Source organism: uncultured Allobosea sp. (assembly GCF_945957345.1).
Classification (GTDB): domain Bacteria; phylum Pseudomonadota; class Alphaproteobacteria; order Rhizobiales; family Beijerinckiaceae; genus Allobosea.
The window spans coordinates 1-23,505 of record NZ_CAMFKW010000046.1; the positions used below are offsets into that span (position 1 = coordinate 1).

Sequence of the window (23,505 nt, forward strand, 5' to 3'; positions counted from 1 at the left end):
CGTTTCGCCGACATCGCCGAAACCACATCCGCCGACCGGGCCGCGCAAGCCGCTTTCATGAGCCCGGAGGTCAACGCCCGACAGCGCGATTGCGCCCTCGGGCGCGAAACCGCTTGGCGATGAGGTTGTGGCGCTGAAGGCTCACGGATCACCGCGCGTCCGGGAGGACGCGGTCACGGTGGTCCATCCGATCGTTGGAGCATCGGATTCGCCCGAAAAGTGGTTTCCACTTTTCGGTCCGATGCTCCGGAGGCAAGCAGGCAGGTCCGCATGTTCGGCACGCTGAGCGACAGGCTCTCCGGCATCCTCTCGGGGCTGACCCGCAGGGGTTCGCTGACCGAGGAGGACGTCAACGCGGCTCTCCGCGAGGTTCGCCGCGCGCTCCTCGAGGCCGACGTCGCGCTCGAGGTCGTCCGGTCCTTCACCGACAAGGTGCGCGAGCGCGCCGTCGGCGCCGAGGTGCTGAAGTCGGTCACGCCCGGCCAGCAGGTCATCAAGATCGTCAACGACGTCCTGATCGAGACGCTGGGTGGCGAGGGCGAGGGCATCAATTTCGATGCCGTGCCGCCGGTTCCGGTGTTGATGGTCGGCCTTCAGGGCTCCGGTAAGACGACCTCGACGGCGAAGATCGCCAAGCGCCTGACCGAGCGCCACAAGAAGAAGGTGCTGATGGCGTCGCTCGATACGCGACGCCCGGCCGCCATGGAACAGCTCGCCATCCTCGGCAGCCAGGTCGGCGTGCAGACGCTGCCGATCGTCGCCGGCCAGTCGGCCGTGCAGATCGCGAAGCGCGCGGTCGAAGCTGCCCGTCTCGGCGGTTTCGACGTCGTGATGCTCGACACCGCCGGCCGCGTGACGCTCGACGACACGCTGATGGCCGAGGTCGCCGAGGTGAAGGCCGCGACCAATCCTCATGAGGTGCTGCTCGTCGCCGACGCGCTGACCGGTCAGGACGCGGTCAATACGGCGCGTGCCTTCGATGCCCGCGTCGGTCTCACCGGCATCGTCCTGACCCGTATGGACGGCGACTCACGCGGCGGCGCGGCGCTCTCGATGCGCGCCGTCACCGGCAAGCCGATCAAGCTCGTCGGCATCGGCGAAAAGGTCGACGAGCTCGACGAGTTCCATCCCTCGCGCGTCGCCAACCGTATTCTCGGCATGGGCGATATCGTTTCGCTGGTCGAGAGGGCGGCGCAGACGATCGATGCCGCGCAGGCGCAGGCCACCGCGCAGCGCATGGCCAAGGGCCAGTTCGACCTCTCCGACATGCGCGCGCAGCTCCAGCAGATGGAGAAGATGGGCGGCATCGGCGGCGTGATGGGCATGCTGCCCGGCATGAAGCAGGCGCAGTCGCAGCTCGCCAGCGCGGGCGTCGGCGACAAGATGTTCAAGAGCATGATCGCCGCGATCGACTCGATGACGGCGGCCGAGCGCAGGAATCCCGACCTGCTCAAGAACAGCCGCAAGAAGCGCATCGCGGCAGGCTCCGGCACCACGGCCGAGCAGATCAACAAGCTGCTGAAGATGCATCGCGGCATGGCCGACGCCATGAAGATGATGGCCAAGCAGAAGGGCGGCATGCTCGGCAAGCTCGGCTCGATGTTCGGGCTCGGCGGCGGCCTGCCGGCCGGCATGCCCGATCCCTCGAAGATGGATCCGGCGCAGCTGGCGGAATTGCAGAAGCAGCTTGGCGCTGGCGGCGGCCTGCCGTCGATGCCGCCGGGCGGTTTCCCGGGATTGCCGAAGGGCGTCACCCCGCCGGCCGGGATGATGCCGAAGCTGCCGGGCCTCGGCGGCGGCGGTCTGCCCGGTCTGGGCGGCAACCCGTTCGGCAAGAAGAAATAGCCTTCACCATTCAACCGACGTCACAGTCAAACCAAAGGAAGAAGACCCATGTCCCTCAAGATCCGCCTGACCCGCGGCGGCGCCAAGAAGCGCCCCTACTACCGCATCGTCGTCGCCGACTCGCGCTCGCCGCGCGATGGCCGCTTCATCGAGAAGATCGGCTCCTATGATCCGATGAAGGCCAAGGACGCCGCCGACCGCGTCGTGCTCGACATCGAGAAGGTCCAGGTCTGGCTCGCCAAGGGCGCCCAGCCGACCGATCGCGTCCTGCGCTTCCTCGACGCCGCCGGCCTCGTCAAGCGTGCCGCCCGCAACAACCCGAACAAGGCTGTTCCCGGCGAGAAGGCCAAGGAGCGCGCCGAGAAGAAGGCCGAGAAGGCCGCTGCTCCGGCTGCCGAAGAAGCCGCCGAGGCGTGAGCCTGATCGTCCGCACGTCGTTCTCGGGCGGAGCACTGCTTCTGCCCGAGCGTTTTCTCAAGGAGATGTCCGGCTCAAGGCCGGGCATGGCGTGCTGACATGAGCGACCTTATCCTGCTCGGTATCGTCGGCGCGCCGCATGGCGTGCGTGGCGAGGTCAGGATCAAGACCTTCACCGGCGATCCGCTCGGGATCGCCGATTACGGCCCGCTGACCGACAGCAAGGGCCGCAGCTACGAGATCACCGATATCCGCCCGGCCAAGGAAGTGGTCGTCGCCCGGCTCGAGGGCGTGACGACACGCGAGCAGGCCGAGGCGCTGAACGGGACGGAACTCTTCGTCGCCCGCGACAAGCTCTCGGCAGACGCTGACGAGGACGAGTTCCTGCATGCTGACCTGATCGGCTGCAGTGTGGCCGGACCGGACGGTGTCGTGCTCGGCACCGTCATCGGGGTCGAGAATTACGGGGCCGGCGACCTGCTCGATATCAAGACGCCGGACGGGCGCTTCGTCCTGATGCCCTTCACCAAGGCCTTCGCGCCGCGCATCGACATGGCCGCGCGCCGGATTGAGGCCGAGCCGCCATTGGGATTGTTCGAGCCTGACGATGACAAGCGATAAGCCTGCCCGCGCGCTGATCTTCGACATGGACGGCACCATCGTCGACAACATGCGCTTCCATGACGATGCCTGGGAGAGCTGGCATGTCAGCAACAGCCTCCCGTTCGACCGCAATACCTTCGCGGCGCGTACTGCCGGCATGGCCGGCAACGAGATCATTTCGTCCTATTTCCCGCAGGCAGCGGTGGCCGAGCTCGACGCGATGAGCGATGCCAAGGAGGCGCTCTATCGGGAGGCCTATCTGCCGCACGTCGCCGCGACACCCGGCTTCCTAGAGCTGATCGCGCGCGCCGAGAAGGCGGGCGTGCCGATGGCTGTCGGGACGGCGGCGCCCCCGGCCAATATCGAGGTCGTGCTCGATACGCTCGGCCTGCGCCAGCGCTTCGCGACGATCGTCTCGCCGAGCCAGGGTTTCCGTGGCAAGCCGCATCCGGACATGTTCCTGGCTGCGGCCGAGCGGATGAAGGTCGATCCGGCCGACTGCATCGTTTTCGAGGATGCGCCGCTCGGCGTCGAGGCGGCACGTCGTGCCGGCATGCGGGCCGTGGCGCTGTTGACCATGCTCGGGCCAGAGGGCTTCGCTGGCTACGACAACCTGATCGCCTCGGCCCGCGACTTCACCGCTCTGGACGGGTTGCCAGCGCTGCGCTTTGCTTGAAGGCATGTCCTTCCGCGCCTCGATCCTGACGCTCTATCCGGAGATGTTCCCGGGACCGCTCGGCATCTCGCTGGCGGGTGAGGGGCTGCGTAAAGGGCTGTGGTCGCTCGACACCCACCAGATCCGTGAGCACGGCATCGGCCGCCACCGCAATGTCGACGATAATCCGGCCGGCGGCGGCGCCGGCATGGTGCTGCGCTGCGACGTGCTGGCGGCGGCGATCGACGCGGCCGTGCCGGCAGACGATGCACGCCCGCGCCTGCTGATGTCGCCGCGCGGACGCCCGCTCAAGCAAGAGCAGGTGCGCGACTGGGCGGAGGGGCCCGGCCTCGTGATCGTCTGCGGGCGCTTCGAGGGCGTCGACGAACGGGTGATCGAGGGGCGCAACCTGATCGAGGTCTCGATCGGCGACTACATCCTCTCCGGCGGCGAGATGGCGGCGCTGACGCTGCTCGATGCCTGCGTGCGTTTGATCCCCGGTGTGATGGGCAAGGTCGCGTCCGGCGAGGACGAGAGCTTCGAGAACGGCCTGCTCGAATACCCGCATTACACCCGCCCGCGCGAATGGGAGGGCAGGGGCCTGCCCGAGGCGCTTCTCTCCGGCGACCACGCCCGCATCGCGAAATGGCGGCGCGAGCAGGCGGAGCTGATCACGCGGGAGCGGCGGCCTGACCTTCTTTCCCTTCTCCCCTCGGGGGAGAAGGTGTCTGCGAAGCAGACGGATGAGGGCCGTTAGCGTCAGTCTTCCCTCATTCGTTAGCGCTTCGCGCTGCCACCCTCGCCCCGAGGGGAGAAGGAAGGCTAACGATAGGCCGAAACCGGCAGTTTCTCGGCGAGCCAGCCGCCCGGCCCGAGCATGCCGCCTCTTACGCCCGCGAGATCGCGCCAGCCGCGCCCAGCGAGCTTCTGTGCGACGGCGACCGCCTGCGCGCCCGTGCGATCGATCAGGACGATGCGCTTGCCGGGATTGTCGAGACGCAAGCCCGCGATCTTGACCTCGAAGGCCGGCGCGTCGACATCCAGTGCGAGAGCGCCCTGCGGCAGGCCGGTATCGGCCCATTCCTGTGCATTGCGGATATCGATCAGCAGGATGCGCTTTGCCTGGGCCGCTTCATAGGCTTCGCGAGCCGAGAGCGTCGTTGTGGATTGCCCGAAAACGAAAGAGGCCGGGAGCATGAAGCCCCCGGCCAGAACGATCCGGCGCGTCGCGGCGCCCTTGGTCATCGGGCTCAGCGCAGCTCGGCGCAGAAGCGCTGGATGCGGCGGCAGGCCTCTTCCAGCTTCTCGTCCGAGGTGGCGTAGGAGATGCGGAAGTTCGGGCCGAGGCCGAAGGACGAGCCGTGCACGGCCGCGACGGCTTCCGTCTCCAGCAGGCCCATGACGAGGTCTTCGTCGGTCTCGATCTTCTTGCCGTTCGGCAGGGTCTTGCCGATCAGGGCCGAGCAGTCGGGATAGACGTAGAACGCGCCTTCCGGCACCGGGCATTTCAGGCCGCGGGTCTGGTTCAGCATGGAGACGACGAGGTCGCGGCGGCGCTCGAAGGCCTTCTTGAAGACCGGGATATGCTCCTGCGTGCCGTCGAGCGCCTCGACAGCGGCCCATTGCGAGATCGCCGAGGTGCCGGAGGTCTGCTGGCCCTGGACGAGGTCCATGGCGTTGATGAGCTGCTGCGGGCCCGCAGCGTAGCCGATGCGCCAGCCGGTCATCGCATAGGACTTCGAGACGCCGTTCATGGTCAGCGTGCGCTCGTAAAGGGCGGGCTCGACCTGCGCCGGGGTGACGAAGGTGAAGTCGCCATAGACGAGGTGCTCGTACATGTCGTCGGTGAGGATCCAGACATGCGGATGGCGCATCAGCACATCCGTGAGCTTCTTCATCTCGGCATGGCTGTAGGCGGCGCCCGAGGGGTTCGACGGCGAGTTCAGGATCACCCACTTGGTCTTGGGGGTGATCGCCTTCTCGAGATCCTCCGGCTGCAGCTTGAAGTCGTTCTTGAGATAGGTCTCGGCGAAGGTCGGCGTGCCCCCGCACAGTGCGACCATCTCGGGATAGGAAACCCAGTAGGGCGAGACGCAGATGACCTCGTCCCCGGGGTTCAGCGTCGCCAGCAGCGCGTTGTAGATGACGTGCTTGCCGCCGGTGGAGACGATGGTCTGGCTCGCCTTGTAGTCGAGGCCGTTCTCGCGCTTGAACTTGCGGGCGACGGCCTCGCGCAGCTGCGGGATGCCGGAGACCGGGGTATACTTGGTCTCGCCGCGCTTGATCGCCGCGATCGCGGCTTCCTTGATATTGTCCGGCGTATCGAAATCGGGCTCGCCGACGGAGAGCGAGATCACGTCCTTGCCCTGGGCTTTCAGGTCGCGGGCCTTCTGCGTGATCGTGATGGTCGCGGACGGCTTCACGCGCTTCAGGGCATCGGCAAGAAAGGCCATGGGACTGATCTCCGGGGAGGCGGAAGGATGCGCGCCGGAAGAAGGCGCGGGCGAGGTTTATGACTCACGGGCCATGATCGCAAGCGCAACTGATTGATGTCTGGCAGAAACGTCATGAATTGCGAGCGGTTTGCCCCTGCGGCCCGGACATGCGAAGGCCGGTCCATGACGAACGCTACCGGCCCTATCGCTGTTTATGTCGATGCCGACGCCTGCCCGGTGAAGGACGAGGTCTATCGTGTCGCCGGACGACACCGCCTGCATGTCTTCGTCGTCGCCAACAGCTTCCTCAACGTGCCGCGCGAGCCCTGGATCGAGCGCGTGACGGTGCCCGGCAATTTCGACGCGGCCGATGACTGGATCGCGGAACGGGTCTCGCGCGGCGCGATCGTGATCACGGCAGATATCCCGCTGGCCGATCGCTGCATCAAGGCCGGCGCCGATGTCATCGGGCCGACCGGCAAGCCCTTCACAGAGGCCTCTATCGGCATGGCGCTGGCGACGCGCGACATGATGGAGGATCTGCGCGCGATGGGCACCGTGCAGGGCGGGCCGAAGCCGTTCTCGCAGAAGGACCGCTCTGCCTTCCTGCAGGCGCTGGACCTCGCGATCCAGCGGCTGAAGCGGGCGGGCTTCTGCGCCTAGGTCGCCTGTTACGCGGCAGGCCGATCCGAACCGGATCGTTCCGCGCTTGCTGCAGATCAGTCGAAGCCAGGCCCGCCTTAGGTGCTGCTGGACGCATGACGCCTTTGCCCGTAAATCTCGCGGCAAAGCAGGCCTGCCATTCAGGCGGGTGTCCGGGAGGAATTTCATGTCGTTGACCCGCCGTTCCACGCTCGGCCTGATGGCCGGCGCCGTCTTCGCGCCGTCGATCGTGCGGGCGCAGAGCTTCCCCACCAAGGTCATCTCGCTGGTCGTGCCCTATCCGGCGGGCGGGCCGACCGATGCCATTGCGCGCTTCGTGGCGCAGGACCTGTCGGCCGCCTTCGGCCAGAACGTCGTGGTCGACAACCGGGCGGGCGCCTCGGGCGCCGTCGGCACCCGCGCCGTCGCCCATGCGGCGCCGGACGGCTACACCATCGTCTTCGGCAACAACCAGACGCATGGCAACAACATGTTCCTGCTGAAGGAGCCGGGCTACGACGCGGTGAAGGATTTCGCGCCGCTCGCCGGCGTCGGTGCCTTCGAGCACGCCTTCGTCGTCCGCAAGGACCTGCCGGCCAAGAACATCCAGGAGCTGATCGCGCTCGCCAAGGCCGATCCCGGCAAGCTCAACTACGGCTCGACCGGCGTCGGCTCCGGCTCGCATCTCGCCATGGAGCTGTTCATGCAGCGCACCGGCATCAAGATGACGCATGTGCCGTTCCGCGGCGCCGCGCCGCTGGTGCAGGAGATCGTCGCCGGCCGCATCGACATCGCCAACTCGACGCTGCCGAGCGTGCTGGAGCAGATCAATGCCGGCACGCTGCGTGCGCTGGCGCTGGCCAGCCCCGAGCGCAACCCGCGTGCCAAGGATATCCCGACGCTGCGCGAGCAGGGCGTGAGCAATGCCGATGCGGATTCCTGGGCGGCTTTCTTCGCGCCGGTGAAGACTCCGGACGACGTGCTCGACAAGCTGTCGAAGGCGGTGATCGCTTCGCTCAACAAGCCCGAGACGCGAGAGGCGATCCTGAAGCTCGGCTTCACGCTCAAGGTGCGCGATCCCGCGGCGTTCAAGCCTTATCACGCCCAGGAGATCGCGACCTGGAAGCAGATCATCGCCGATGCCGGCGTGAAGGCCGAGTAAGCTGCCTCAAGCGTCATTCCCGAGGCGGAGCGCCGACCCGGGGATCTCGTCGCAGGGATGCTCGGGTCGTGCCCGAACATGACGGCGCTCCGGACGGAGTGAAATCATGAACCTGATGCCCAAGCTCGCCGCCCGCCGCGAGGCGGGAAAGCCCGTGCGCGCGGCGCTGATCGGCGCCGGCAAGTTCGGCTCGATGTTCCTGTCGCAGGTGCCGCATATCGAGGGACTTGAAGTCGCAGTCATCGCCGATCTCGATCCCGAGCGGGCGAAAGCCGCCTGCCACACTGTCGGCTGGGATGAGGCCCGGATCGCACGGACCCGCTTCGTCGATGACGGCGTGCAGGCGGCGCGCGCGGACGGCGTCGAGGTCGTGCTGGAGGCGACGGGGCATCCCGCCGCAGGCGCGCGTCATGCGCTGGCCGCGATCGAGGCCAAGCGCCATGTCGTGATGGTCAATGTGGAGGCCGACGTTTTGGTCGGGCCGGTTCTCGCGCAGCGGGCGAAGGCCGCAGGCGTGGTCTATTCGATGGCCTATGGCGATCAGCCGGCACTGGTCTGCGAGATGGTCGACTGGGCACGCGCCGCGGGCTTCACCGTCGCGGCTGCCGGCAAGGGCACCAAATACCTGCCGGCCTATCACAATGTCACGCCGGACGATGTCTGGGCGCATTACGGCCTGACGCCGGAGGCGGCGAAGGCCGGCGGCATGAACCCGCAGATGTTCAATTCCTTCCTCGATGGCACCAAATCGGCGATCGAGATGGCGGCGATCGCCAATGCCTGCGATCTCGACGTGCCGGAGGCGGGGCTCGCCTTTCCGCCCTGCGGCGTCGACGATCTCGCCCATGTGCTGCGGCCGCGCGCCGTCGGCGGGCAGCTTGAGCGTGACGGCATGGTCGAGGTCGTCTCGTCTCTGGAGCGTGACGGGCGGCCGGTCTTCCGCGACCTGCGCTGGGGCGTCTATGTCGTGCTCAAGGCGCCGAACGACTACGCCGCGGCCTGCTTCAAGCAATATGGCCTGCCGACCGATGCGACCGGCCGCTATGCCGCGATGTACAAGCCTTTCCATCTGATCGGGCTCGAACTCTCGATCTCGGCCCTTAACGCAGTGCTGCGGGCCGAGCCGACGGGTACGACACGCGGCTGGCGCGGCGATGCCGTCGCCGTGGCGAAGCGCGCGCTCAAGGCCGGCGAGATGCTCGACGGCGAAGGCGGCTACACCGTCTATGGCCGGCTGATGCCGGCGGCCGAGAGTGGCACGCGGCGCGCTTTGCCGATCGGCCTTGCCCATGGCGTTCGGCTGACGCGCGACGTCGCCGCTGGCCAGCCGGTGACGGAGGCTGACGTTGCGCTGGACGAAAGCCAGCCGATCGTCTCACTTCGTCGTGAGTTGGCCGCAACGGCTTGGTGACCAGCGGCGTTCCCCGTTATCTCCGGTCTGCCGATCGGATGGAGCAGGGAGCGAATGATGTTGCGGTTCGGACTGGTTGGGGCGCTCGGGATCATTCTGGGGGTCGCGAGCCCGGCGCTGCCGGTTGCCGCGCAGAAGCGCTTTCCGTCGAGCGGCGGTGAACTGACGGTCGAGACAGTCGCGAGTGGGCTGGAGCATCCCTGGGGTCTCGCCTTCCTGCCGGATGGGCGCATGCTCGTCACCGAGCGTCCGGGGCGGCTTCGGCTGGTCGAGAAAGACGGTAAGCTCTCGCGGCCGATCAACGGTGTACCAAGCGTGATGGCGCGCGGGCAGGGGGGCCTGCTCGGCATCGCGCTCGATCCTGCCTTTGCGGATAACCGCCTTGTCTATGTCTCGTTTTCGGAGCCGCGCTCGGGGGGGAACGGCACCAGCGTGGCGCGGGGGCGCCTGAACGAGCAGGGCACGGCGCTGACAAGCGTCGAGGTGATCTTCCGGCAGATGCCGGCGGTCAATTCCAATCTGCATTTCGGCTCCCGCCTCGTCTTCGACCGGACGGGCGCGCTCTTCGTCACGCTGGGCGAGCGCTACAGCCAACGCGATCAGGCGCAAAACCCCGCCAACCATCTCGGCAAGCTCGTCCGCACCCGGCCGGATGGTCGCCCGCCCGCCGACAATCCGAAGAAGGACGGGTGGGCGCCGGAGATCTGGTCGATCGGCCATCGGAATGTCCAGGGTGCCGCACTCCACCCGCAAACCGGGCAACTCTGGACGGCGGAGCATGGCGCACGCGGCGGCGACGAGATCAACACGCCCAAGGCCGGGCTGAACTACGGCTGGCCGGTCATCACCTATGGCGTCGACTATTCCGGCGCGAAGATCGGCGAGGGCACGGCCAAGCCCGGCATGGAGCAGCCGCTGTTCTACTGGGACCCGTCGATCGCGCCCTCGGGTGCGGCCTTCTATACCGGGCCGGTCTGGCCGGCCTGGAAGAATTCGCTCTTCGTCGGGGCGCTGGCCGGGCAGATGCTGGTCAGGCTCTCGACCGAAGGCGAGAAGGTGACGGGCGAGGAGCGCCTGCTGACCGATATCGGCGAGCGCATCCGCGACGTCGTCCAGGGGCCGGACGGCTTCCTCTACCTGCTCACCGACGAGGATAGCGGGAAGGTGCGGCGGGTGCGCCCGGCCCGCTAGGTCGCGATCAGGGGCCGCAATCCCATTCGCGCTCCATGACGAAGACCTTGCGCGTGGCGAGGCTGCCATTGGGGTCGTAGAGGTCGCCGACATAATATTCGGCGCCGGCAGCGTCATGGGCGGAGTGCTCGACCTGGATCGACCAACCATAGCCGAGCTGCTTGCCGCCCTGCCAGTTGCGATGGATGGCGTTTGGCGAGGCCGCGGAGAGGATGCGGACGGTGTCGCTGCTCGGGCTGCAGGTCGGGCCGGCCAGGGCGGCGGCCGGGGCGAGTACGAGGCCGCAGAGAATCAGTGCCGTTTTTTGCAAGGCAGTCAGTCCTATCGAAGAGAAGGTGAAGCGCGGGCTCAGGCCTTGGCGTGGAAGATGAAGAAGGCGCAGGCGGCGTTCAGCCGAAGCGCAGCTTCATGACGATGATGGCGAGGACGAGCAGCAGGGTCAGGGCGTTGGCTGCGATGACCGGCCAGGACAGGATCTGGACGCCGTAAAGCAACCACAGCGTCGTCCCGCAAGCGAAGAGGAGTTGCGTCCACAACGAGATCGCGCGGGTGTCGCGCGTGCGCAACGTCCGCCACGCCTGCGGCAGCCAGCACAGGCTGGTCAGCGTGGCGGCGGCGAAACCGAGGAGTTCGACGACGAGGGGCAAGGGCGGGAGTTCCGGATGACGTGGCTCCCATAACCGGATTCGCGGCCCTGCCGCCAGATGGCATGGTTAACTTCCGTTAACGGCAACGCCCTAGTTTGGCGGGAATTCTGCGATTCGGTGGAGACCATGCGCGCAATTCACCTGGCCTTGCCACTCGTCCTTTTCGCTTCCTCCGCCTCGGCGCAGGGCAGCTTCCAATCCTGCCTGGCGGGCTTGCGTTCGGAGGCTGCCGCCAAGGGCGTCTCTGGTGCGACCTTCGACCGGGCCATGGCCGGCGTCGAGCCGGACATGAAGGTCATCGAAGCCATGAACAACCAGCCGGAGTTCAAGACTCCGATCTGGGACTATCTCGGCACGCTGGTCGATGACGAGAAGGTCGCCGAAGGCCGCAATATGCTGCGCCAATACGCTTCCGTCTTCGCTTCGGCCGAGCAGCGCTTCGGCGTCGATCGCCACACCATCGCCGCAGTGTGGGGCGTCGAGAGCGATTTCGGCAAGGCACGCGGAAAATGGCCGCTGGTGCAGTCGCTCGCGACCGGCGCCTGCCTTGCACCGCGCCGCAACGCCTTCTTCAAGGGCGAACTGATCGCGACGCTGCAGATCATCCAGCGCGGCGACGTGCGGCCCGAGCGGCTGTTCGGCTCCTGGGCTGGCGCCTTCGGGCACACCCAGTTCATCCCCTCGACCTATCTCCGGCTCGCGGTCGACGGCGACGGCGACGGCCGGCGCGACCTTGTCGATTCCATTCCCGACGCGCTGCATTCGACCGCGAATTTCATGGCCAAGGCCGGCTGGGTCACCGGGGCGACCTGGGGCTACGAGGTCCGTGTTCCCGGCGGCTATTCCGGTCCGACCGGGCGCAATCCCAAGCACCCGGTATCGAGCTGGGCTTCGCGCGGCATCGTCAAGTTCGACGGTTCCCCGCTGAGCGGCTCGGGCAATGCCGGCCTGCTGATGCCGGCCGGGCGCAACGGTCCCGCCTTCCTCGTCTTCAAGAACTACGATGCAGCCTACAGCTATAACGGCGCGGATTCCTATGCGCTTGCGATCTCGCTGCTCTCCGACCGCCTGCGCGGCAAGCCGGGCGTCCAGGGCGATTGGCCGACCGACGACCTGCCGCTGTCGCGCGAGCAGCGCCGCGAGCTGCAGCGCCTGCTGATCGCCCGCGGCTACAATGTGGGAGAGCCCGACGGCGCGGTCGGCTCGCTGACACGCGCCGCGATCAAGGAGATCGAAGCCAAGATCGGCATGCCTCAGACCGGCCGGCCGGGCGAGAAGGTCCTGCGCGCGCTCAAGGGCGGGCGGGTCTGACCGCGCAGAAAACGGGTGGCGTTGCGGGAGTGCTTCGGAGAAGCGTTTCCGCCGCATCTGAAGCTTTCGGAGACGCCATGACCCGCCGCCTGCTTTCCACCGGCTCGCCGTTCGAGCGCAATTTCGGCTATTCGCGCGCCGTGATCGACGGCGATCTCGTCTTCGTCTCCGGCACCACGGGCTACGATTACGCCACGATGATCCTGCCGGACGATCCGGCCGAGCAGGCGCGCAACATCTTCCGCACGATCAGCGCCGTGCTGGAGGAAGCCGGCTCCTCGCTCGCTCATGCCGTGCGGGCGCAGTATTTCGTCACCGATCGCAGCTATTGCGAGCCGGTGCTCGGCGTCTGCGGCGAGTTCTTCCGCGAGATCAGGCCCGCCGCCGGAATCTATGTCGTGGCCGGGCTGCTCAAGCCAGAGATGAAGGTCGAGATCGAGGTGACGGCCCGCATGCCGCGCGCTTGACGGCAAGTTGTCGACAAGCTGCCGACATTTGGTATATCCCTTGCTTGGCGGTGCCGTTGAGGCACTTGCCTAACAATGAGGGAGATTTGCCATGTCGATCCGCCGTCGCACTGTCCTCAAGGGAGCCGGGGCGCTTGCCGCGACGGCCTTCATGGGCAACCGGGCTTTTTCTCAAGGGGCGGCGGCGACGCTGCGCTTCAATCCTTCGACGCCGCTGCCTTCGCTCGATCCGATCACGGCCACCAGCTACGTCATCCGCAATCACGGCTATCTGATCTACGATACGCTCTTCGCGACCGATGCGAATTTCCAGATCAAGCCGCAGATGGTCGAGGCCTGGGAGACCGCACCGGACGGGCTGAGCTGGACGTTCCGCCTGCGTGACGGGCTCGCCTTCCATGACGAGACGCCGGTCCGTGCGCAGGACTGCATCGCCTCGATCGCCCGCTGGTCGAAGCGCGATGCCTTCGGCCAGACCTTCGCCACCTTCGTCGACGGTTACGACGTCGTTGATCAGCGCAGCTTCCGCATCCGCCTGAAGAAGCCGTTCCCGATGATGACGGCCGCGCTCGGCAAGCTCTCGTCGAACGTGCCCTTCATCATGCCGGAGCGCATCGCGCAGACCGACCATATGAAGAACATCACCGAGGCGGTTGGTTCCGGCCCGTGGCGCTTCATGGACAAGCAGTGGGTGCCCGGCCAGAACGCGATCTACGAGCGCTTCGCCAAGTACAAGCCGCGCGAGGAGGCGCCGTCCTGGGCTGCCGGCGGCAAGGTCGCGCGGATCGACCGTATCGAGTGGCTTGCGCTCACCGAAGCCGCTGCCGCGGCTGGCGCCCTGATGCAGGGAGAGCTCGACTGGTATGAGCAGCCGCCTGTCGACCTGATCCCGATGCTGAAGGGCAACAAGGACGTCGTCATCGAGAACGTGCCGCTCGGGCTGTTCCTGCTGATGCGCTTCAACCAGATGCAGCCGCCCTTCAACAATCCGGCGATCCGCCGGGCCGTGATGGCCGCCGTCAACCAGACCGACTACATGGAGGCCGTCGTCGGAGACAAGGCGTTCTACAGCCCCGCCAAGACCTTCTTCACGCCGGGCTCGCCGATGTCGTCGGGGGCGGGCGGGGCGGCCGCCATGCCGGGCAATCTCGAGAAGGCCAAGGCCATGCTCAAGGAAGCCGGCTACAAGGGCGAGAAGGTCGTCCTGCTCGCGCCGGCGGACCAGCCGATCGCCTATCAGCAATGCATGATCACCGAGGACCTGTTCAAGAAGCTCGGCATCAACACGGAGCTGGTCGCGACCGACTGGGCCAGCTTCATCGGTCGGCGTTCCAATCGTGGCCTGCCCGACCAGGGCGGCTGGTCGGTGTTCCATACGCTGTGGTCCTGCGCCGACACGCTCAATCCGGCGCTGCATCCGCTGATGCGGGCCAATGGCGGTTCGGCCTGGTTCGGCTGGCCCGAGGACGGTAAAATCGAGGAGCTGCGGGACGCCTGGATCGCGACGCCGGAGGAGGCCAAGCAGAAGGAAATCGCGGCGAAGATCGAGGAACGCGGCTTCGAGGTCGTTCCCTATGTTCCCTGCGGCCTGGTCCAGCAACCGATGGCGTTCCGCCGGAACCTGAGCGGCATGGTGCTCGCGCCGGCCCAGTTCTTCTGGAACATGGAGAAGAAGGCCTGAGCAGCGCTCACGGCGCCGGCGCATGGCCTGCCATGCGCCGGCTTCGCGCGCCTGCCGCTTGCGTCGCCACGGTTCCGACCGTAATCACCCGGCGAGGCCGGAAAACGGCCAAGCTGACGACATCAAGCGCGCGAGGCGACGACCATGGCGACCCACAAGCTCCTGCTGCTCCCCGGCGACGGCATCGGCCCCGAGGTGATGGGCCAGGTCGAGCAGATCGTCTCCTGGTTCGGCAAGCAGGGTCTCGGCTCCTTCGAGATCGAGAAAGGCCTTGTTGGCGGCGCCGCTTATGACGCGCACAAGCAGGCGATCTCCGAAGGCGACATGAAGCTCGCTCAGGACGCAGACGCCGTGCTGTTCGGCGCGGTCGGCGGCCCCAAATGGGCCGACGTGCCCTATCAGCATCGCCCGGAAGCCGGCCTGCTGCGCCTGCGCAAGGATCTCGGCCTGTTCGCCAACCTGCGTCCGGCGATCTGCTATCCGGCGTTGGCGTCGGCCTCGTCGCTGAAGCCCGAAGTCGTCGAGGGCCTCGACATCCTGATCGTGCGCGAGCTGACCGGCGGCGTCTATTTCGGCGAGCCGAAGGAGATCGTCACGCTGGAGGACGGCTCCAAGCGCGGCGTCGACACACAGCTCTACACCACGCCGGAAATCGACCGGATCTGCCGCGTCGCCTTCGAGCTGGCGCGCACCCGCCGCAACAAGGTCTCCTCGGCCGAGAAGCACAACGTCATGAAGACCGGCGTGCTCTGGAAGCAGACGGTCACGGCCCTTCACGCCGCCGAGTACAAGGATGTCGAGCTGGAGCATGTGCTGGCCGACAACTGCGCCATGCAGCTCGTGCGCTGGCCGAAGCAGTATGACGTCATCGTCTGCGACAACCTGTTCGGCGACATCCTCTCCGACGTCGCGGCGATGCTGACCGGCTCGCTCGGCATGCTGCCCTCCGCCTCGCTCGGCGCCGAGGATCCGGCCACCGGCAAGCGCAAGGCGCTCTACGAGCCCGTCCACGGCTCGGCGCCGGACATCGCCGGCAAGGGCCTCGCCAACCCGATCGCGATGATCGGCTCCTTCGCCATGGCGCTGCGCTACTCGTTCGGCGCGGGCGAGGCTGCGGATCGGCTCGAAGGCGCGATCGCCGACGTGCTCGGCTCCGGCACCCGCACCAAGGACATCGCCGCGCCGGGCGCCAACGCCGTCTCGACCAGCGAGATGGGCGCGGCGATCATCAAGGCGCTGGAAGCGCGCGGCTGATTCCAGTTCAGGCGTCATGGTCGGGCTTGTCTCGACCATCCACGACTTTGCTGATCGAGGGACGTGTTCAAGACGTGGATGCTCGCCACAAGGGCGAGCATGACGGAGGTTGATCCCGCGTCTCTCTCCCTCGTGAATTGCCGTGACCCCGCTTTCGTGGCCTAAGTCGGCCCGACGAAAACGGAGTATGTCCGTCATGCTGATCAAGCGCCGTGCCGGCTGGGAAATGCCGGAAAGCCAGGCCACGCCCGAGGACGCGTTCCTCAATCGCCGCCAGTTGATGGCCGCGGGCGCCGGACTGATCGCGGGAGCGGCCTTACCGGGCGCTGCGATGGCCGAAGGAGCCGATCCAACGCTCGATCTCTATCCGGCCAAGCGCAACGCCGCCTATGTGCTGGGCGTGCCGCAGACGGCGGAAGACGATGCCGCGAACTACAATAATTTCTACGAGTTCGGCATGTCGAAGGACATCGTCGACGCCTCGAAACGCTTGGCCACACGGCCCTGGAACATCCAGGTCGACGGTCTCGTCGAGAAGCCTTTCGAGATCGGCTTCGACGACCTCATCCGCAAGCTGCCGATCGAGGAGCGGCTCTATCGCTTCCGCTGCGTCGAGGCTTGGGCGATGGCGGTGCCGTGGACGGGTATCCCGCTCGCCTCCTTCGTCGCGCTGGCGAAGCCGCTTTCGGGCGCGAAATATATCCGCTTCGAGACCTTCATGAATCCGCGCGTCGCGCCGGGGCAGAACCAGCGCTGGTATCCCTGGCCCTATACGGAGGGGCTGACCATCGCGGAGGCGACGAACGAGTTGCCGCTGCTGGTCACCGGCATCTACGGCAAGCCGCTGCCGACGCAGCACGGCGCGCCGATCCGCCTGATCACGCCGTGGAAATACGGCTTCAAGTCGGTCAAATCGATCCGCAAGATCAGCTTCGTCGCCGAGCGTCCGAAGACGTTCTGGGAGGGCCTGCAAGCGTCGGAATACGGGTTCTGGGCCAATGTGAACCCGGCGGTACCGCATCCCCGCTGGAGTCAGGCGAGCGAGCAGGTGCTGGGTTCGCGCGATCGGCGCCCGACGCAGATCTATAACGGCTATGGCGAGCAGGTCGCAGGGCTCTACAAGGGGCTGGAGAGCGAGAAGCTCTTCATGTGAGAGCAGGGCACTCGGCAGGTTTCTGGTGCCGTCTCCTGCCGCTGCCGTGATAGACCTCCTGTCATCTCAAGTCGGAACGACACGGGTCGAGCATGGCCAATCAGCACTTCCACCTGTTCGGGACCACGATCGGCCCCTGCGCCGTCATCTGGGAAGGCGACCGCTTCATCGGCGCGCAATTGCCCGAGCGTGACGAAGCGCACGCCCGCAAGCGCCTCGAGCGGCGCTTTCCCGAGGCTGACGAAACGGAAGCCGAGGGCTTCGTCGCGGAAGCCGTGGCCGGCATCCGGGCGCTGTTCGACGGCGAGAAGCGCGACCTGTCGCGTCTGCCGGTGGCGCTGGAGAGCGTTTCCGAGTTCAACCGCAAGGTCTACGAGGTCGCGCTCGCCATCCCGCATGGCGAGACGCTGACTTATGGCGAGGTCGCGCAGCGCATCGGCGACCCCGGCGCGGCGCGGGCGGTGGGCGTCGCGCTCGGCCAGAATCCCTGGCCGATCATCGTGCCCTGCCATCGCGTGCTGGCGGCCGGCGGCAAGACCGGCGGCTTCTCGGCCGAGGGTGGTGTCGAGATCAAGCTGAGGATCCTGACCATCGAGAAGGCGCGCACCAGTGCCGAGCCCAGCCTGTTCGATGCGCTGCCGCTGGCGGCGCGACCGGGCCGTCATTGAGCGGTTGCCAACCAGCCGCACAGCTTGAAATCGCGCAATGTCGCTCTTGCAGCGCGAGCGCTTGCGCGGCGCAAGGTGCGGCCTCTACTGTGCCGGCCTTTCCACCCTCCATTGGGGACCAGCATGGCCAAACTGAAGCTCGCCATCATCGTGGGCAGCAACCGCCGCGAATCGATCAACCGCAAGCTGGCCCAAGCGCTGGCGAAGCTGGGCGAAGGCGCCTTCGACGCCAGCTTCGTCAAGATCGACGACCTGCCGATGTTCAACCAGGACCTGGAGCCGAACCGGCCGGAGTCGACGCTGCGCCTGAAGCGCGAGATCGAGGCGGCCGACGCGATCCTGATCGTCACGCCCGAGCATAACCGCTCGATCCCCGCCGTGCTCAAGAACGCGATCGACTGGGCCTCGCGCCCCTATGGCAAGAATTCCTGGGCGGGCAAGACGGTCGCCGTTACCGGCACCAGCGGCGGCGCCGTGGGGACGGCGGTCTCGCAGAACGAACTGCGCATGATCCTGACCAACCTCGCCGGTGCCGTCGTCGGCGGCCAGGTCTTCGTGACCTTCAAGGAAGACCTGATCGACGCCCAGCACAACGTCACCAACGAGGCGACGCGCGGCTTCCTGCAGGGCTTCCTGGACAATTTCGCGAAGATCGCCGGCAAGCTCGCTGCCTGATCGACGCGCCCTGCGCGCATGCGTGAAGGCGTCGCCTCCGGGCGGCGCCTTTTTCGTTTGGCCGGTGGTGAAGAAGAGGGAGCCCGATGGAGGCGGTCGCAGTCGGGCAAAAAAAGAGCCGGCGTCCCCGAGGGGAGCCGGCTTTGTAAGTTTGAAACATCTGGCGAAACGCCAAACATCTCAGAGGGGAACGGCTGAAACGAACTCAACGCCGGGAGGAGATTGCGGAGCCCGTTCCGAACAACCGTGAGTTCAATATCGGGCATGGCCTGCCATTTTGCAATGCAACATATCTTGGGTCCGCCATGCAATGGCTGCATGAACTAAGGGCAGATGGCGCGAATTTGAGCCTAAATGATTGAGAAATATGCGTTCATTGCAGGATGGAGGCTGCGCGGAGAAGTTGCAGGCCGTTCCGAAACCCGATTTTCGTCCGTGTCTGAACAGTTTTCAGGCGAACGGTCTGATTTTGGCGCATGCGAGACGGTCTCTTGGTCACAAAACCGCCAGAATTGAAAAGGGCGCCTTGCGGCGCCCGATTCCGTTCCGCCTGTGAGAAGGCGGCCTCAGTAGGTCCAGCGCTGGGCCTTCTGGATGAGGAAGTCGCGGAAGACCTGCACACGGGCGACTGACTTCATCTCCTCGGGATAGACCAGATAGCTCTCGAGTTGCGGCATCTCGGTCTCGCGCATCAACTGCACGAGCGGGGAGCCGGTCTCGATCAGGTAATCCGGCAGCACGGCGATGCCGGCGCCCGAATCCACCGCCCGCTTCATCGCCGTGATGTTGTTGACCGTCAGGTGGATCGGTCGCGGGTTGCGTTGGTCGCGCCCCATCGTGCCGAGCCAGTGCACCGCCGTCAGATAGGAGGGCGAGGTGCCCCCAAAGGAGAGGATGCGGTGGTTGTCGAGATCGTCGTAGCTCTTGGGCTCGCCGAAGCGCTTCACATAGGCCGGCGAGGCGTAGACGTGGAAGTGCACGGTGAAGAGCTTGCGCTGGATCAGGTCCGGCTGCTGCGGCTGACGCAGGCGGATCGCGATATCGGCCTCGCGCATCGACAGGTCGAGTTCCTCATCGGTGAGGATGAGCTCGACCCGGATGTCGGGATAGAGATCCATGAACTCGGACAGGCGCGGCGTCAGCCAGTGGCCGCCGAGGCCCCGGGTCGCGGTGACCTTGAGCTCGCCGGAGGGATGCTCGCGCGTCTCGGAGAGCTGCGAGCGGGTGCGCTCCAGCCGCTGCGTCATCTCGCGCGCAGCGCGCCACAGCAATTCGCCCTGTTCGGTGAGGATCAGGCCGCGCGTATGGCGGTGGAACAGCGGCGCGCGCAGCTCCCGCTCAAGCGCCCCGATCTGCCGGCTGACGGCCGATTGACTCAAGCCCAGAACATCGCCAGCTTTCGTGAAGCTGCCTGACTCCGCGACCGTATAAAAGATTCTAATGCGGTCCCAATCCACCGCGCTTCCCCCGCTATGCGTTTTTTGCATGATGGGGGATAAAGGCGTGATGCGTCAATGTCTGCGTGGCAGACAGTCACTGTTATTCGTCGTGAATCTGGTGACGCAACCCATCAGAGTCAGTGATGGGTTGCGACGAAACCGTCATTCCGCTGCTTCGCGGCGATCCAGAGCGCTGGCCGCGAGCCAGCGCTCGGCGTCGAGCGCGGCCATGCAGCCCATGCCAGCCGCGGTCACGGCCTGGCGATAATGCTCGTCGGTGACGTCGCCGGCGGCGAAGACGCCATCGACATTGGTCCGGGTCGTGCCAGCCTCGACATCGAGATAGCCGGATTCGTTCATCGCGAGCTGGCCGATGAAGAGCTCCGTCGCCGGCTTGTGGCCGATGGCGATGAAGACGCCGTCGGTCTTCAGTTCGCTCTCGGCGCCGGTCTTGAGGTTCTTCAGGCGTAAATGCGTGACGCTGGGCGGGGTCGTGCCGCCGCAGATCTCGGCGATCTCGCTGTCCCAGACCACTTCGATCTTCGGATGCTTGAACAGGCGCTCCTGCATCACGCGCTCGGCCCGCAGGCTGTCGCGGCGATGGACCAGGGTCACCTTGCTGGCGAGATTGGCGAGATAGAGCGCTTCCTCCACGGCGGTGTTGCCGCCGCCGACGACCGCGACCTCCTTGTTGCGGAAGAAGAAGCCGTCGCAGGTGGCGCAGGCCGAGACGCCGAAGCCCTGGAAGCTCTGCTCGGAGGGCAGGCCCAGCCACTTGGCCTGGGCGCCGGTCGAAATGATCAGGGCGTCGCAGGAATAGGTCTCGCCGCCATCGCCCCAAAGGCGGAAGGGACGCTGCGAGAGGTCGACGCGGGCGATATGGTCGGAGACCATGCGGGTGCCCATGTGCTCGGCCTGGGCACGCATCTGCTCCATCAGCCAGGGGCCCTGGATGACGTCGGCGAAGCCGGGATAGTTCTCGACATCGGTGGTGATCATCAACTGGCCGCCGGCCTGCATGCCGGAGATCAGCACCGGTTCCATCATGGCGCGGGCGGCGTAGATCGCGGCGGTATAGCCGGCCGGGCCGGAGCCGACGATCATGACGCGGGCATGGGTGTGGGCCATCGTCTCAGTTCCTCTCCTGCGGGCTTGGAGCCGCAGTTTCGATCCGTCAGATACGCAGGCCTAGCGCCGAAACAAGAGCGGTCGGGTTCGGGGGGGCGAGAACCCAAGCGCAGCCCGGTGGCGCAGCCAGCCTTGCCGTATCGCATCGGCTATGATCGGCGTTGAGTCTATCGGTTCGTAAGCCTCGCCTTCAAGGCGTCCACAGAAGCGATGCACAACGCCCTCGCGCTCCAGCGCCGCGACCAGCGCCGCGATCTTGGGATGGCCGCCCGTTGGCTCGAAGACCAGCACGGGCCTGCCGGCCGCGGCGGCCTCGCCGATCATGTTGGTGGAGTCGGCGGTGACGACCACCGCGTCGGCATTGGCGAGCAATGCGAGGAAAGGATTTTCGCCCGTTCCGTCCCACCACCAGCCGCCATGCCGCGCGAAGACGGCGGCGACAGCGGCAGCGAGCGCGGGCGAGGTCCGGCGCGAGGGCGAACCCATTAGGGCGACGCCTGACCTGGCGAGCGTGTCGAGCTGCGCCGCGAGGCGCTCGATATCGGCCGGCGTGAAGCGATGGTGCCGGCTGTCGCCGCCGACCAGCACTGCAACGCGGGGGCCGTGCAAGTTTGCGATGGTCGCAGGCGGCACAGCGCGGGCGGCGGCGAGCCTTTCGGGCGTCAGGCGATGCGGCGAGGTTGTGGTGACCAGGACATTGTCGCCGCGCAGCCTGTCATGGCCGGAGACCCAGATCAGATCGGCCGTGCCGGGGCCGGTGCGCGGGTCCTTGAGAAAGACGGTGTAGGTCGCGCCGTTCGAGGCCTGCTTCAGCGCGCGCAGATAGGCGACGGCGCGCCGGCCGGAGGCGATGGCGATGTCGGGGAAGGGGGGCTTGAGCGGGCTATCCGGCCGGTCGGGTGCCTCTCGCGGATCGATCGGCCCGCGCGGCATCAGCCAGGCCCAGAGCTTGCGCGGCTTGACCCGGCGGATTTCGGGTGTGACGCCGAGCCGTTCGGCCACGCCGAGGCATTGCAATTCGTCGCCGGCCTTGCCGTCGGTCAGGACCCAGACGGTCGGCTCCGGATTGTCGTGCATGGCTTTCTGCGCTCGTGGCATGCGCCTTGTATCGCTTGGCTGCGCCGTCTACACCAGCGCGACCTTCACGCGAGGAATTTCGTGCGCCCCAAACTCGACGATATCGACCTGCGCATCCTGCGCGAGCTTCAGGCCGATGGGCGCATGACCAATGTCGAGCTCGCGAGCCGCGTCGGCATCTCGCCGCCGCCTTGCCTCAGGCGCGTGCGCGCGCTGGAGGAAGCCGGGCTGATCCGCGGCTACCATGCCGATCTCGACGAGCGGAAGCTGGGCTACGAGGTGGTCTGTTTCGCCTTCGTGCATCTGGCGAGCCAAGCCGAGGCGGACCTCGTCGTCTTCCAGGAGCGCATGCGCAACTGGCCGACGGTACGGGAGTGCTGGACGCTGTCGGGCGATATCGACTTCGCCCTGAAATGCGTCGCGCCGGACCTGAAGGCTTTCCAGGACTTCGTCGCGGAACTGACGGCGATGCCGAATGTCCGCAACGTGCGGACCGCGCTCGCCCTCGACCGGGTCAAGGACGAGCCGATCGTTCCGTTCGGCTGACTGTTCAGCCGAGATAATGCTTGATCCACCAAGCGTTGTTGCGAGCCAGTGCCGCAAGCCGGCGCTCGCTGGCATCCGGCAGCGTCCACAACACGCTGCTGGCATTCTCTGTGGACCGGATCGGCCAGCTCTGGATCGTGCGGCCCGCGCGATCGTAGAGCGTCACCGTGCTTTCGAGATAGTCGCTGTCCGAGCCGCCGCCATCGCCATGGCGTCGGCCGCCGCCACCGCCATTGCCGCCGGCTGAGCTCGCGAGCCAGAGGCTGTTGACCGAGACGACCAGCCGATTGCCGGCGCCGCGCTGGAAGCCGGGGCCGAGGATGTTGGCCAGCGTCCGCTCCAGTTCGCTGCGGACCACGACGACATTGTCGCCCCAGCCCTCCCGAACGGTGGGCGAGAACACGACGCTGAGCGAGCCGATTGGCGCTCCTTGCGCAAGGGCGGCGGAAAGGCCGGCGGGGAGCAGGGCAAGCGATGCCCCGATGATGGTCGTGGTGAGGAAACTGCGGCGGGTGATCATGGCGTCGTCTCCGATGCGGTCGAAGACAATGTAGGGATGATGGCGCCGGTTTGCACCGGCGCCCTGACGGCATCGTTACCGGAAAACGACGCTGACGACTTCGTAGGACTTGCCGCCGCCGGGCGTGTTCACCTGGACGGAATCGCCGACCTTCTTGCCGATCAGCGCGCGCGCGATCGGCGAGCCGATCGAGACCTTGCCGGACTTCACATCCGATTCCGGCTCGCCGACGATCTGGTAGCTCTTTTCTTCCTCGGTATCGTCGTCGATCAGCTTGACGGTGGCGCCGAACTTGATGGTGTCGCCGCCGGCGAGCTTGGCGATGTCGATGATGTCGGCGCGGCCGATCAGCGATTCGAGTTCCATGATCCGGCCCTCGTTGAGCGACTGCGCTTCCTTGGCCGCGTGATATTCCGCGTTCTCGGAAAGGTCACCCAGCGCGCGCGCCTCGGCGATCGCGGTGATGATGCGCTGGCGTTGGACCTGCTGGCGGTCCTTCAACTCGGCCTCCAGGGCGGCGAAGCCGCCCGCGGTCATCGGAACCTTTTCCATACCTTCCGTCCCATAAGCTTCGAAAG

At 66.5% G+C, this 23,505-nt stretch carries 26 protein-coding genes; 17 read left to right on the forward strand and 9 right to left on the reverse strand.

The annotated features are described in order from the left end of the window. Nucleotides 1-270 precede the first annotated feature (270 nt). The 5 genes from ffh to trmD all read left to right on the forward strand — a co-directional run bounded on the left by ffh (nt 271) and on the right by trmD (nt 4,277). A complete protein-coding gene (gene ffh / locus Q0Q36_RS19630) occupies nt 271-1,845 on the forward strand; it encodes a signal recognition particle protein (RefSeq protein WP_293800613.1) in 1,575 nt (524 codons plus the stop codon). 48 nt (nt 1,846-1,893) lie between these two features. Beyond that, entirely contained in the window at nt 1,894-2,262 is a 369-nt protein-coding gene (rpsP, locus tag Q0Q36_RS19635; protein WP_293800615.1) for a 30S ribosomal protein S16, read from the forward strand. 99 nt (nt 2,263-2,361) lie between these two features. Further along, nucleotides 2,362-2,883, forward strand: coding sequence for a ribosome maturation factor RimM (gene rimM / locus Q0Q36_RS19640; RefSeq protein ID WP_293800617.1), 522 nt, complete (start codon nt 2,362-2,364; stop codon nt 2,881-2,883). Further along, nucleotides 2,870-3,541, forward strand: coding sequence for an HAD family phosphatase (locus tag Q0Q36_RS19645; RefSeq protein ID WP_293800619.1), 672 nt, complete (start codon nt 2,870-2,872; stop codon nt 3,539-3,541). The genes rimM and Q0Q36_RS19645 overlap by 14 nt, the downstream gene beginning before the upstream one ends. Nucleotides 3,542-3,545: 4 nt before the next feature. Further along, a complete protein-coding gene (gene trmD, locus Q0Q36_RS19650; protein WP_293800621.1) occupies nt 3,546-4,277 on the forward strand; it encodes a tRNA (guanosine(37)-N1)-methyltransferase TrmD in 732 nt (243 codons plus the stop codon). 65 nt (nt 4,278-4,342) lie between these two features. Here trmD and Q0Q36_RS19655 read toward each other — a convergent pair whose 3' ends face one another. Together Q0Q36_RS19655 and Q0Q36_RS19660 are read right to left on the reverse strand one after the other, a co-directional pair. Then, nucleotides 4,343-4,765 (reverse strand): rhodanese-like domain-containing protein, encoded by a 423-nt coding sequence (locus Q0Q36_RS19655; protein WP_293800623.1) that lies wholly within the window; start codon nt 4,763-4,765, stop codon nt 4,343-4,345. 5 nt (nt 4,766-4,770) lie between these two features. Continuing rightward, entirely contained in the window at nt 4,771-5,973 is a 1,203-nt protein-coding gene (locus tag Q0Q36_RS19660) for a pyridoxal phosphate-dependent aminotransferase (protein WP_293800625.1), read from the reverse strand. A gap of 165 nt (nt 5,974-6,138) precedes the next feature. Here Q0Q36_RS19660 and Q0Q36_RS19665 point away from each other — a divergent pair, with 165 nt between their 5' ends. The 4 genes from Q0Q36_RS19665 to Q0Q36_RS19680 all read left to right on the forward strand — a co-directional run bounded on the left by Q0Q36_RS19665 (nt 6,139) and on the right by Q0Q36_RS19680 (nt 10,361). Next, on the forward strand, nt 6,139-6,618 hold the full coding sequence (locus tag Q0Q36_RS19665; protein ID WP_293800627.1) for a YaiI/YqxD family protein: 480 nt from the start codon (nt 6,139-6,141) through the stop codon (nt 6,616-6,618). Nucleotides 6,619-6,784: 166 nt separating this feature from the next. Further along, nucleotides 6,785-7,759: a tripartite tricarboxylate transporter substrate binding protein gene (locus tag Q0Q36_RS19670; protein WP_293800629.1), complete on the forward strand. Its 975-nt coding sequence runs from the start codon at nt 6,785-6,787 to the stop codon at nt 7,757-7,759. A 106-nt stretch (nt 7,760-7,865) separates the two neighbouring features. Further along, the gene (locus tag Q0Q36_RS19675; RefSeq protein WP_293800631.1) at nt 7,866-9,170 is read left to right on the forward strand and encodes an SAF domain-containing protein; all 1,305 of its coding nucleotides are present in this window, start codon (nt 7,866-7,868) and stop codon (nt 9,168-9,170) included. A gap of 57 nt (nt 9,171-9,227) precedes the next feature. Then, nucleotides 9,228-10,361 carry a PQQ-dependent sugar dehydrogenase gene (locus Q0Q36_RS19680; RefSeq protein ID WP_293800633.1) on the forward strand — a complete coding sequence of 378 codons (1,134 nt, stop codon included), beginning with the start codon at nt 9,228-9,230 and terminating at the stop codon, nt 10,359-10,361. A 7-nt stretch (nt 10,362-10,368) separates the two neighbouring features. Here the strand turns inward: Q0Q36_RS19680 and Q0Q36_RS19685 are convergent, their stop codons facing one another. Together Q0Q36_RS19685 and Q0Q36_RS19690 are read right to left on the reverse strand one after the other, a co-directional pair. After that, entirely contained in the window at nt 10,369-10,671 is a 303-nt protein-coding gene (locus Q0Q36_RS19685) for a hypothetical protein (protein WP_293800635.1), read from the reverse strand. Between the two features lie 79 nt (nt 10,672-10,750). Continuing rightward, a complete protein-coding gene (locus Q0Q36_RS19690) occupies nt 10,751-11,008 on the reverse strand; it encodes a SemiSWEET family sugar transporter (RefSeq protein ID WP_293800637.1) in 258 nt (85 codons plus the stop codon). A gap of 126 nt (nt 11,009-11,134) precedes the next feature. Here Q0Q36_RS19690 and Q0Q36_RS19695 point away from each other — a divergent pair, with 126 nt between their 5' ends. From Q0Q36_RS19695 to Q0Q36_RS19725, 7 genes are all read left to right on the forward strand, one after another. After that, nucleotides 11,135-12,319 carry a lytic murein transglycosylase gene (locus Q0Q36_RS19695; protein WP_293800639.1) on the forward strand — a complete coding sequence of 395 codons (1,185 nt, stop codon included), beginning with the start codon at nt 11,135-11,137 and terminating at the stop codon, nt 12,317-12,319. 77 nt (nt 12,320-12,396) lie between these two features. Then, the gene (locus tag Q0Q36_RS19700; protein ID WP_293800641.1) at nt 12,397-12,786 is read left to right on the forward strand and encodes a RidA family protein; all 390 of its coding nucleotides are present in this window, start codon (nt 12,397-12,399) and stop codon (nt 12,784-12,786) included. Nucleotides 12,787-12,877: 91 nt separating this feature from the next. After that, nucleotides 12,878-14,467 carry an ABC transporter substrate-binding protein gene (locus Q0Q36_RS19705; RefSeq protein WP_293800643.1) on the forward strand — a complete coding sequence of 530 codons (1,590 nt, stop codon included), beginning with the start codon at nt 12,878-12,880 and terminating at the stop codon, nt 14,465-14,467. Nucleotides 14,468-14,611: 144 nt separating this feature from the next. Beyond that, on the forward strand, nt 14,612-15,721 hold the full coding sequence (gene leuB / locus Q0Q36_RS19710) for a 3-isopropylmalate dehydrogenase (RefSeq protein WP_293800645.1): 1,110 nt from the start codon (nt 14,612-14,614) through the stop codon (nt 15,719-15,721). Nucleotides 15,722-15,917: 196 nt separating this feature from the next. Then, the gene (msrP, locus tag Q0Q36_RS19715) at nt 15,918-16,874 is read left to right on the forward strand and encodes a protein-methionine-sulfoxide reductase catalytic subunit MsrP (protein ID WP_293800646.1); all 957 of its coding nucleotides are present in this window, start codon (nt 15,918-15,920) and stop codon (nt 16,872-16,874) included. Between the two features lie 92 nt (nt 16,875-16,966). Further along, nucleotides 16,967-17,542 (forward strand): methylated-DNA--[protein]-cysteine S-methyltransferase, encoded by a 576-nt coding sequence (locus Q0Q36_RS19720; protein ID WP_293800648.1) that lies wholly within the window; start codon nt 16,967-16,969, stop codon nt 17,540-17,542. Between the two features lie 123 nt (nt 17,543-17,665). Next, nucleotides 17,666-18,217: an NADPH-dependent FMN reductase gene (locus tag Q0Q36_RS19725; RefSeq protein WP_293800650.1), complete on the forward strand. Its 552-nt coding sequence runs from the start codon at nt 17,666-17,668 to the stop codon at nt 18,215-18,217. Nucleotides 18,218-18,783: 566 nt separating this feature from the next. Here Q0Q36_RS19725 and Q0Q36_RS19730 read toward each other — a convergent pair. The 3 genes from Q0Q36_RS19730 to Q0Q36_RS19740 form a co-directional block, all read right to left on the reverse strand. After that, nucleotides 18,784-19,674, reverse strand: coding sequence for a LysR family transcriptional regulator (locus Q0Q36_RS19730; protein ID WP_079591033.1), 891 nt, complete (start codon nt 19,672-19,674; stop codon nt 18,784-18,786). 144 nt (nt 19,675-19,818) lie between these two features. Beyond that, nucleotides 19,819-20,784: a thioredoxin-disulfide reductase gene (trxB, locus tag Q0Q36_RS19735; protein WP_293800652.1), complete on the reverse strand. Its 966-nt coding sequence runs from the start codon at nt 20,782-20,784 to the stop codon at nt 19,819-19,821. A gap of 60 nt (nt 20,785-20,844) precedes the next feature. Beyond that, entirely contained in the window at nt 20,845-21,861 is a 1,017-nt protein-coding gene (locus Q0Q36_RS19740) for a mitochondrial fission ELM1 family protein (protein ID WP_293800654.1), read from the reverse strand. A gap of 81 nt (nt 21,862-21,942) precedes the next feature. On the opposite strand from Q0Q36_RS19740, the gene Q0Q36_RS19745 reads away from it, so the two are divergent. After that, a complete protein-coding gene (locus Q0Q36_RS19745) occupies nt 21,943-22,407 on the forward strand; it encodes an Lrp/AsnC family transcriptional regulator (RefSeq protein ID WP_293800656.1) in 465 nt (154 codons plus the stop codon). A gap of 4 nt (nt 22,408-22,411) precedes the next feature. On the opposite strand, the gene Q0Q36_RS19750 is transcribed toward Q0Q36_RS19745, so the two are convergent. Beyond that, entirely contained in the window at nt 22,412-22,927 is a 516-nt protein-coding gene (locus Q0Q36_RS19750) for a hypothetical protein (protein WP_293800658.1), read from the reverse strand. A gap of 75 nt (nt 22,928-23,002) precedes the next feature. Further along, nucleotides 23,003-23,479 carry a transcription elongation factor GreA gene (gene greA / locus Q0Q36_RS19755; RefSeq protein ID WP_047579718.1) on the reverse strand — a complete coding sequence of 159 codons (477 nt, stop codon included), beginning with the start codon at nt 23,477-23,479 and terminating at the stop codon, nt 23,003-23,005. Between the last annotated feature and the right edge of the window lie 26 nt (nt 23,480-23,505).

Bases quoted from the DNA above. Each gene is read 5' to 3' on its own strand.
- rimM (WP_293800617.1), top strand. From the start codon at position 2,362: ATGAGCGACCTTATCCTGCTCGGTATCGTCGGCGCGCCGCATGGCGTG.
- trxB (WP_293800652.1), bottom strand. From the start codon at position 20,784: ATGGCCCACACCCATGCCCGCGTCATGATCGTCGGCTCCGGCCCGGCC.
- Q0Q36_RS19680 (WP_293800633.1), top strand. From the start codon at position 9,228: ATGTTGCGGTTCGGACTGGTTGGGGCGCTCGGGATCATTCTGGGGGTC.
- Q0Q36_RS19660 (WP_293800625.1), bottom strand. From the start codon at position 5,973: ATGGCCTTTCTTGCCGATGCCCTGAAGCGCGTGAAGCCGTCCGCGACC.
- leuB (WP_293800645.1), top strand. From the start codon at position 14,612: ATGGCGACCCACAAGCTCCTGCTGCTCCCCGGCGACGGCATCGGCCCC.
- Q0Q36_RS19695 (WP_293800639.1), top strand. From the start codon at position 11,135: ATGCGCGCAATTCACCTGGCCTTGCCACTCGTCCTTTTCGCTTCCTCC.
- msrP (WP_293800646.1), top strand. From the start codon at position 15,918: ATGCTGATCAAGCGCCGTGCCGGCTGGGAAATGCCGGAAAGCCAGGCC.
- Q0Q36_RS19700 (WP_293800641.1), top strand. From the start codon at position 12,397: ATGACCCGCCGCCTGCTTTCCACCGGCTCGCCGTTCGAGCGCAATTTC.
- trmD (WP_293800621.1), top strand. From the start codon at position 3,546: ATGTCCTTCCGCGCCTCGATCCTGACGCTCTATCCGGAGATGTTCCCG.
- ffh (WP_293800613.1), top strand. From the start codon at position 271: ATGTTCGGCACGCTGAGCGACAGGCTCTCCGGCATCCTCTCGGGGCTG.
- Q0Q36_RS19725 (WP_293800650.1), top strand. From the start codon at position 17,666: ATGGCCAAACTGAAGCTCGCCATCATCGTGGGCAGCAACCGCCGCGAA.
- Q0Q36_RS19645 (WP_293800619.1), top strand. From the start codon at position 2,870: ATGACAAGCGATAAGCCTGCCCGCGCGCTGATCTTCGACATGGACGGC.
- Q0Q36_RS19750 (WP_293800658.1), bottom strand. From the start codon at position 22,927: ATGATCACCCGCCGCAGTTTCCTCACCACGACCATCATCGGGGCATCG.
- Q0Q36_RS19675 (WP_293800631.1), top strand. From the start codon at position 7,866: ATGAACCTGATGCCCAAGCTCGCCGCCCGCCGCGAGGCGGGAAAGCCC.
- Q0Q36_RS19740 (WP_293800654.1), bottom strand. From the start codon at position 21,861: ATGCACGACAATCCGGAGCCGACCGTCTGGGTCCTGACCGACGGCAAG.
- Q0Q36_RS19670 (WP_293800629.1), top strand. From the start codon at position 6,785: ATGTCGTTGACCCGCCGTTCCACGCTCGGCCTGATGGCCGGCGCCGTC.
- greA (WP_047579718.1), bottom strand. From the start codon at position 23,479: ATGGAAAAGGTTCCGATGACCGCGGGCGGCTTCGCCGCCCTGGAGGCC.
- Q0Q36_RS19655 (WP_293800623.1), bottom strand. From the start codon at position 4,765: ATGACCAAGGGCGCCGCGACGCGCCGGATCGTTCTGGCCGGGGGCTTC.
- Q0Q36_RS19720 (WP_293800648.1), top strand. From the start codon at position 16,967: ATGGCCAATCAGCACTTCCACCTGTTCGGGACCACGATCGGCCCCTGC.
- Q0Q36_RS19665 (WP_293800627.1), top strand. From the start codon at position 6,139: ATGACGAACGCTACCGGCCCTATCGCTGTTTATGTCGATGCCGACGCC.
- rpsP (WP_293800615.1), top strand. From the start codon at position 1,894: ATGTCCCTCAAGATCCGCCTGACCCGCGGCGGCGCCAAGAAGCGCCCC.
- Q0Q36_RS19705 (WP_293800643.1), top strand. From the start codon at position 12,878: ATGTCGATCCGCCGTCGCACTGTCCTCAAGGGAGCCGGGGCGCTTGCC.